Below are 7871 nucleotides of genomic sequence, written 5' to 3'. Positions count from 1 at the left end.
CCGACCACGACGTGTCCGATCTCGCCCGCCGCGAAGCGGGCGCCGACCAGCGGACGCCCGCCGGTGATCACTCCCGCGCCGACGCCGCGGTCGATGCGGATGAGCATGAGGTCGGAGCGCGCCTCACCGAACGTGTACTCCGCGAGGATCGCGGCGTTCGCGTCGTTGCCGATCATCACGGGGAGCCCGAGGTCCTCGGTGAGCCGCCGCTCGAGCGGGAAGTCATGCCAGGCGAGGTTCGACGCATTGATGATCAGTCCGTCCGAGCGCACGACGCCGGGGCTGCCGATGCCGACACCGAGTACGGGCCGGGTCGCGGATGCCGCGAGCCGTCGTGCCAGGTCCAACACCGCCTGGTAGGTGTGCTCCGCGTCGGGTTCCTCGGGAAGCGGCGTCGAATGGCTGACGAGCGTGCGTCCACCGAGATCGAGCACGGAACCGGTGAACTCGGATGCGCCGGACAGATCGATGCCGATGACCTGGTGGCCCTCGCGATCGATGTCGATCTCGATCGGGGGCTTCCCCGGGCCCGCCGCCTCGCGGACGCCGATCTCGTGGATGATGCCGTCGGCGATGGACTCCGCGACCAGATCGGAGATGGTCACCCGGGTCAGACCCGTCTCGCGGGCCAGGTCCGCTCGGCTCATCGCACCGCGGTGGTACAGCGTCTGCAGCACCAGGGAGCGGTTGTGCGCGCGGGCCTGCTCTGGCAGCACTTTGGCCGAGCTGCGCAGGCGTCGTCCCGAGCCGAAGGCGACGAGCTCCTCACCGCGCGCGGCCCGCTGTCCGTGTGACGATTCCATGTTTGTTAGTACACCTTACGAACATGGTCGAGCGCAAGACGCGGCGGGGTGCAGCGCGCAGGTTACCGAAACGTTACTGCAGATGTCCACTCGCGGGCCCGACCGCCACACCGCGGCCCGCGCCGGTCACGTACCATGAAGAGTCAGTCATGTCTATCCAAATGGGGGGTGAGTCCGTGACCGATCTGATCTCCGGACCCGACACGGGCGCGATCCCGCAGGCCGCACCGACCGAGGTGCTGCCTCCCGTCGACGGTGAGCCGCCGATGGAGTGGGCGCCCACCGAGCCCGCCCGCAAGAAGCGCCGCCTGGGCCTGTGGCTGGGTCTCGGCGCGGGAGCCCTTCTGCTCGCCGCTGCCGGCGCCTCCCTCATCCTCATCGCTCCCGGCACCACGATCGCCGGCGTCCCCGTCGGCGGCATGACCCCGGGCATGGCCGCCGAGGCCGTGAGCAACCGCGTCGCCGCGACCGAGATCGAGCTGACCGGCACCGGAGACGGAACCACCCTGACGGGCAGCGAGCTGGGTGCGAGCGTCGACGCCAAGGCGCTCGCCGACCAGGCGTTCGCCGACCGCCCCCTGTGGAACATCAGCACCTGGATGGGCAAGGCGATCGCCCCCGAGGTGAAGCTCGACCCGCAGGCCGCCGACCACGCGCTGCGCGCCGCCGTCCCGACCAGCTACGTCGACCCTGTCGACTCCAGCGTGTCCTTCGATGCGGCGTCCGCCGCGTACACCGTCACTCCTTCCAAGAGCGGCACCGGCATCTCCGTGTCCGACCTGGCGGCCGCGTTCACCGCGGCATCCGCCAAGGGCAGCACGTCGTTCTCGTTCTCCGGCGACGCGACCGAGGTCGCCCCCGCCGTCGACGAGAAGACGGCCACGGCGACCGCCGAGAAGCTCAACGGGATGCTGGCCACGATCGGCTTCTACGTCGGCGACGAGCGCACCGTGCCCATCGCGCCCGATGTCGCGGCGAGCTGGCTGAAGATCGACGACGTCGACGGCAAGCTGAAGATCACCGCCGACCAGTCGGCCATCCAGACGGCCGTCGCCGGACTTCCCGCCCTCGTGAACCGCGCGCCCGTGAACGCGACGAACATCGTCGATTCCAAGGGCAAGGTGCTCAGCGCCCTCACCGCCGGCCAGGACGGCCGCACGCTCGGCGACACCGCGGGCATCGCGTCCGCCTTCGCCAAGCAGCTGGGCGACGGCAAGGCGAACTTCGCACTGCCGGTGAACGCGACGCCGTTCGAGACGACCACCGTCTTCCGCCGCCTCGAGGTCGACATCAGCGAGCAGAAGACCTACCTGTACGAGAACGAGAAGCTCGTCCAGACGTGGAAGATCTCCTCCGGTCTGCCCGGCACGCCGACCCCGCTGGGGCACTTCACGGTGTTCGCGCACACCGCCAAGCAGGACATGGGCTGCTTCGAGGGCGCCGTGTACTGCACCAAGGACGTGCCGTGGAACACCTGGTTCGCCCCGAACATCGCCTTCCACGGCGCATACTGGCACAACAACTTCGGCAACCGCATGAGCCACGGCTGCGTGAACATGCCGCCGAGCATCGCCAAGCAGGTCTACGACATGACCCCGAAGGGCCTCGAGGTCTGGGTTCACAGCTGATTGAGGTGAAAGCCGGCGAGCTCGCTCGTCCGGCGGAGCCGATTGAATGCTGTCGAGCGGCGCAGCCGCGACATGCCTGAACGGATCTGAATCGGAGACAAGAGGGGAGCGGATGCCATCGGCATCCGCTCCCCTCTTGTCTCCGGTCCACCGGATCTCCGCGTCCGCAGACGCAGAACGGGCGGATGCTCGTGCAGCATCCGCCCGTTCTGAAGGCCTGATCAGACCAGCGCGTCGATGACGGCGTTGAGCGTGGCCGAGGGACGCATGACAGCTGCGACCTTGTCGACGTCGGGGCGGTAGTAGCCGCCGATGTCGGCGTGCTTGCCCTGCACGGCGTTCAGCTCGTCGACGATCTTCTGCTCGTTCTCGGCCAGCGTCGCCGCGACGGGCGCGAACGCAGCCGCCAGCTCGGCGTCCTTCGTCTGCTTCGCCAGCTCCTGCGCCCAGTACAGGCCCAGGTAGAAGTGGCTGCCGCGGTTGTCGATGGTGCCCAGCGCGCGCCCCGGCGAGCGGTCCTGCTCGAGGAAGGTGCCGGTCGCGGCATCCAGGGTCTCGGCCAGCACGCGGGCCTTCTCGTTGCCCGTGCGGTCCGCGAAGTGCTCGAGCGACGCCGCCAGCGCGAAGAACTCGCCCAGCGAGTCCCAGCGCAGGTAGTCCTCCTCCACCAGCTGCTGCACGTGCTTCGGCGCGGAGCCGCCCGCACCGGTCTCGAACAGGCCGCCGCCGGCGAGCAGCGGGACGATGCTCAGCATCTTCGCCGACGTGCCGACCTCGAGGATCGGGAACAGGTCGGTCAGGTAGTCGCGCAGCACGTTGCCGGTGACCGAGATCGTGTCCTCGCCCTTGCGCAGGCGCGCCAGCGTGTAGCGCGTGGCGTCCTCCGGGGCGAGGATCGTGATCGTCAGGCCCTTGGTGTCGAGGGTCGCGAGACCCTGGTGCACCTTGGCGATGATCTGCGCGTCGTGCGAGCGGTTGGCGTCGAGCCAGAACACCGCGGGCGCACCGGTGGCGCGGGCGCGGGTCACGGCGAGCTTGACCCAGTCCATCACCGGGATGTGCTTGGTCTGCGTGGCTCGCCAGATGTCACCGGCGCCGACCTCGTGCGAGATCAGCACGGTGCCGTCGCTGTCGAGGATCTGCACGACGCCCGCCGAGGCGATCTCGAAGGTCTTGTCGTGGCTGCCGTACTCCTCGGCGGCCTGGGCCATCAGACCCACGTTCGGCACGGTGCCGATCGTGGCGGGGTCCAGCGGACCGTTCGCGATGACGTCGTCGATCACGGCCTGGTTCACGCCCGCGTACGAGGAGTCCGGGATGACCGCGATGGTGTCGGCCTCGCGGCCGTCCTTGCCCCACAGCTTGCCGCCGTTGCGGACCAGGGCGGGCATGGAGGCGTCGACGATCACGTCGCTCGGGACGTGCAGGTTGGTGATGCCCTTGTCGGAGTTCACGTACGACAGACGCGGCCCCTCGGCGATGGCCTTGTCGAACGCTGCGGCGATCTCATCGCCGCCCGCGATGTCGGCGAGACCCGAGAGGATCGATCCGAGGCCGTTGTTGGCGCTCAGACCGGCCTCGGCGAGCTTGTCGCCGTACTGCGCGAACACGTCCTTGAAGAAGGCCTTCACGACGTGACCGAAGATGATCGGGTCGCTGACCTTCATCATGGTGGCCTTCAGGTGCACCGAGTACAGCACGTCGTCGGCCTTGGCCTGCTCGAGCGTCTCCGCGAGGAAGGCATCCAGGTCGGCGGCGGAGAGGAACGTCGCGTCGATGATCTCGCGCGGCAGGACCTTCAGCCCCTCCTTGAGCACGGTGATGGTGCCGTCGGCGGCGACGTGCTGGAAGCTGAGCACGTCATCGTGGGCCGCGACCCAGGAGCGCTCGTTGTGCTTGAAGTCGTCGTGGCCCATGGTCGCGACGCGCGTCTTGGAGCCCTCCGCGAACGGCTTGTTGCGGTGCGGGTGCTTCTTGGCGTAGTTCTTCACGGCCAGGGGCGCGCGGCGGTCGCTGTTGCCCTCACGGAGCACGGGGTTGACCGCCGAGCCCTTGATCCTGTCGTAGCGGGCGCGGACGTCCTTCTCTTCAAGGGACTGGGGCTCGTCCGGGTAGTCCGGGACGTCGAAGCCCTTCTCCTGCAGCTCGGCGATGGCCGCCTTCAGCTGCGGGATGGACGCCGAGATGTTCGGCAGCTTGATGATGTTGGCCTCGGGGAGCGTGGCCAGTCCGCCCAGCTCGGCGAGGGCGTCGCCCACCTGCTGCTCGGGGGTGAGCTTCTGCGGGAAGGCGGCGAGGATGCGGCCGGCGAGCGAGATGTCGCGGGTCTCCACCTCGATGCCGGCCTGACCGGTGTAGGCCTTGATGATCGGCAGGAAGGACGCGGTCGCCAGAGCCGGCGCCTCGTCCGTGTAGGTGTAGATGATGGCGTCGTCGGTCACCGGATCTCCGTTCGCGAGGGCAGATTTTATCTCGATACCAAGATACCCGAGTCCGCTTCCCGGCACCCCTTCAGGGTTCCGACACCGGGGCCGCCGTTTCCGCGACAGAAGCCCGCGGAGGGGCTAGCCTGGGTTCCATGTCGGAACTGCGTGTGGTCGAACTGTCCGCGGCGACGATCGTCGCCGTCAACAACCTGTCCCTCAAGCCCGGCCAGGAGCAGTTCCTGGCACCGGTCTCCTACGGGATCGCCGCCACCGTGGTGAACCCCCAGACCTCCTGGCAGCGCGTGGTGCTCGACGGAGACGAAGTGGTGGGCTTCGTCAGCGCGAGCTTCGACGCGGATGCCCCCGAGGAGCACTTCCGCAGCGTGCTGTGGCGCATCAACGTGGACGCCGACGACCAGGGTCGCGGTGTCGGGCGCTTCGCAGTCAAGACTCTGATCGACGAGGCCCGCAAGCGCGGCGTCGATCACGTGAACGTGATCTACGAGGCCGGTGAGGGCGGCCCCGAGGCGTTCTTCCGCCGCGTGGGCTTCGAGCCGGTCGGCGAGACCGAGTACTCCGAGGTCATCGCGCAGATCCGCGTCACGGACTGAACCGGCGGCGGGGCCTCGGATCCCCTCCCCCACCGAGACCCCGTCGCCGCTCCCCTTGAGAGCGCTCCCGCACAGCATCCGCTTCGCCGCGCTTCGATGCCCCGCACCCGTCACTTCTGAAGGATGTCTCCACTTCTGAAGGACGCCAGGGCCGCAGGCATCCTTCAGAAGCGCGAATCTCCTTCAGAAGCGTCGACCGCTTTCCTCCTGCACATTCGCGCACCGTCTCGACTTGCCCACATTCGTCGGATTTCACGCTCCGCGACGGCACGTTCTCCGCCAGCATCGGCGCATGGATCTCCGAACATGGCTGAAGAAGCGGGACGGCATCGGGCACCGCGACGACGCTGCGGATGCCGGCTACACGGTCTCCCGCATCCGCAGCGCAATACGCTCCGGTGCGGTCCGCCGCATTCGGTCACGCTGGATCGCGCTCGAGTCGGCTCCGATCGAACTCGTGGATGCCGCGCATTCGGGCGGCGCGTTGACGTGCGTCTCGCTCGCCCGGCGACGGGGATGGTGGGTGCCGCCGGATACCGATGAGCACCTGCACCTGCGGATGCCGCCGAACGGCGTCGTCCGTGTCGCCGGCGCCCACGCCCATTGGGGCAGACCTCTCGCACCCCCACGCCCACGCCGGCTTGAGACATCCGTGGAGGACGCGCTCTCGGATGCGGCAAGCTGCTTCCCGGTGGATCAGGCGGCTGCGATCTGGGAGTCAGCGATCCGCATCGAGTCGATCTCCCTGGACGCTTTGCGCACTGTCCGGTGGCGGACACCCGCAGCTCGCCGGTGTCTCGAGCATCTGCGCCCGGGCACGGACTCATCGCTGGAGACTGTGTTCCACGTCCGTCTGAGCGCTTGGGGCGTGCGGCTGCGATTCCAGGTGCAGTTGGCCGGGCATCCGATCGACTTCCTGATCGGCACGCACCTGGTCGTGCAGGTCGACGGATGGTCGTTCCACTCCTCCTCCGCCGACCGCAGCCGCGATCTGGCGCACGACGCCGAGCTGCGCATGCGGGGCTACACGGTGCTTCGCTTCTCGTATGCGCAGATCATCTACAACTGGGAGCACGTCGAGCGCACTCTCGCCGGGGCCGTCAGCCGTGGGCTGCACGTGGCGCCTGAAAGCGGCGTACGGGTCAGATCCCGTCAGTTCTGAAGGACGTTCCCAGTTCTGAAGGACGTCAGGGCCGCAGGCATCCTTCAGAAGCGCGAATCTCCTTCAGAACGACACTGCGCAGACAGCAGCCAGGGGCCGGGCTCAGCGGTCGCGCCGACGCCGAGCGGTCCAGTCGCCGAGCAGGTCGGTGGTGCGGTTCAGCATCTCGGTCGACTTCTCCGCGAATCCACGGGCCGCATCCCAGAGCGCATCAGGCAGATCGGGCTGCACCTTCTCTCCACGCGCGGAGCGCTCGGCGACGTCGAAGGCGCGCTCCAGATCGTCGACGGCGCGACGGTAGTCGGAGAAGTCGGATGCTGTGATGCGCGCGCCCTCGGATGCCGGCCGCCGATCGCGCGCCCGTTCGACGGCGGCGAGGAAGGCGGCCGTGTGCGGCTGACGTCCGTCGCTCATCGCGGGGTACGCCAGCGCCAGACCGGGATCCGTCTCGTAGGCCATCCACCGGGCGAGCACAGCGTCGTGGCGGGCGCGCAGCCGGTCCAGGGGAAGTTCCGCCGCCGAGGCCAGTGACGAGCGCTCGGCCGAGACGCGTGCGCGCGCGGCGCGTACGCGGGCCATCGCGGCCTTCGACGCCAGCTGCGCCCCGCGCAGCGCGCGGCGAGCGGATGCCACGGCCACGGCATCCGTCCGCGAAGCCGCGCGATCGGCTGCGATACGGGCCGCCTCCGCCCGGGCGACGCGTGCGGACACGGCGGCGTCCCTCGCGTCCTGCTGCGCCTGGCGCAGCTCGAGCCGGGCCGCGTCGTACCCGAGTCGCTTGCCGTTCACCGTCTGCCGCCTCCGCACCGTCGCGAACCCGATCGCCCCTGCGCCGGCTGCAGCCGTCGGCGCGAGCCACCACAACTCGGCCGCCGCAGCCCAGATCGGATCCACTCCTTCAACCTAACAGCCCGCCCGGCCGCGCCGAAGGGCGGGACGGACGGGCTGTCGGGGAGGCATGTCAGACCAGGGTCTCCTGCCAGGCGGCGTGCAGCTGGGCGAACTTGCCGGTGCCCGCGATCAGGGCATCCGGGGTGTCGTCCTCGATGATCTTCCCGTGCTCCATCACCAGCACGCGATCGGCGATCGCGACGGTCGACAGGCGGTGCGCGATGATGATCGCCGTCCTGTCCGCCAGCAGCGTCTGCAGGGCGTCCTGGATGAGCCGCTCCGACGGGATATCCAGCGACGCTGTGGCCTCGTCGAGGATCAGCACCGCCGGATCGGCGAGGAACGCGCGC

Annotated in this window: 6 protein-coding genes and 1 pseudogene (1 of these 7 only partly in view); 3 read left to right on the top strand and 4 right to left on the bottom strand. The window is 69.0% G+C overall.

The genetic code is table 11. The annotated features are described in order from the left end of the window. Window positions 1-803, bottom strand: the 5' portion of a protein-coding gene (locus BGN97_RS09800; RefSeq protein ID WP_292700672.1) for an ROK family transcriptional regulator. 322 nt of this gene lie to the left of the window's left edge; only the first 803 of its 1125 coding nucleotides appear in the window; it begins with the start codon at window positions 801-803; the stop codon falls past the left edge of the window. 176 nt (window positions 804-979) lie between these two features. Here BGN97_RS09800 and BGN97_RS09795 point away from each other — a divergent pair, with 176 nt between their 5' ends. Then, window positions 980-2431: a L,D-transpeptidase gene (locus tag BGN97_RS09795; RefSeq protein ID WP_292700669.1), complete on the top strand. Its 1452-nt coding sequence runs from the start codon at window positions 980-982 to the stop codon at window positions 2429-2431. A gap of 221 nt (window positions 2432-2652) precedes the next feature. Here BGN97_RS09795 and BGN97_RS09790 read toward each other — a convergent pair whose 3' ends face one another. After that, window positions 2653-4872 (bottom strand): NADP-dependent isocitrate dehydrogenase, encoded by a 2220-nt coding sequence (locus BGN97_RS09790; protein ID WP_292700667.1) that lies wholly within the window; start codon window positions 4870-4872, stop codon window positions 2653-2655. A gap of 137 nt (window positions 4873-5009) precedes the next feature. Here BGN97_RS09790 and BGN97_RS09785 point away from each other — a divergent pair, with 137 nt between their 5' ends. Together BGN97_RS09785 and BGN97_RS09780 are read left to right on the top strand one after the other, a co-directional pair. Next, the gene (locus BGN97_RS09785) at window positions 5010-5468 is read left to right on the top strand and encodes a GNAT family N-acetyltransferase (protein ID WP_292700664.1); all 459 of its coding nucleotides are present in this window, start codon (window positions 5010-5012) and stop codon (window positions 5466-5468) included. Window positions 5469-5760: 292 nt separating this feature from the next. Further along, entirely contained in the window at window positions 5761-6630 is an 870-nt protein-coding gene (locus BGN97_RS09780) for a DUF559 domain-containing protein (RefSeq protein ID WP_292700661.1), read from the top strand. A 102-nt stretch (window positions 6631-6732) separates the two neighbouring features. Here the strand turns inward: BGN97_RS09780 and BGN97_RS09775 are convergent, their stop codons facing one another. Beyond that, on the bottom strand, window positions 6733-7524 hold the full coding sequence (locus BGN97_RS09775; RefSeq protein WP_292700658.1) for a hypothetical protein: 792 nt from the start codon (window positions 7522-7524) through the stop codon (window positions 6733-6735). Window positions 7525-7591: 67 nt separating this feature from the next. After that, window positions 7592-7871 (bottom strand): annotated as a pseudogene (locus BGN97_RS09770) (ABC transporter ATP-binding protein); the annotation flags it as partial.

Source organism: Microbacterium sp. 69-10 (assembly GCF_001897945.1).
Lineage (GTDB): Bacteria > Actinomycetota > Actinomycetes > Actinomycetales > Microbacteriaceae > Microbacterium.
This window is presented reverse-complemented; position numbering and strand designations above follow the sequence as displayed.

Excerpts from the sequence above, each read along its gene's own strand:
- BGN97_RS09785 (WP_292700664.1), top strand. The coding sequence starts at position 5,010 with ATGTCGGAACTGCGTGTGGTCGAACTGTCCGCGGCGACGATCGTCGCC.
- BGN97_RS09780 (WP_292700661.1), top strand. The coding sequence starts at position 5,761 with ATGGATCTCCGAACATGGCTGAAGAAGCGGGACGGCATCGGGCACCGC.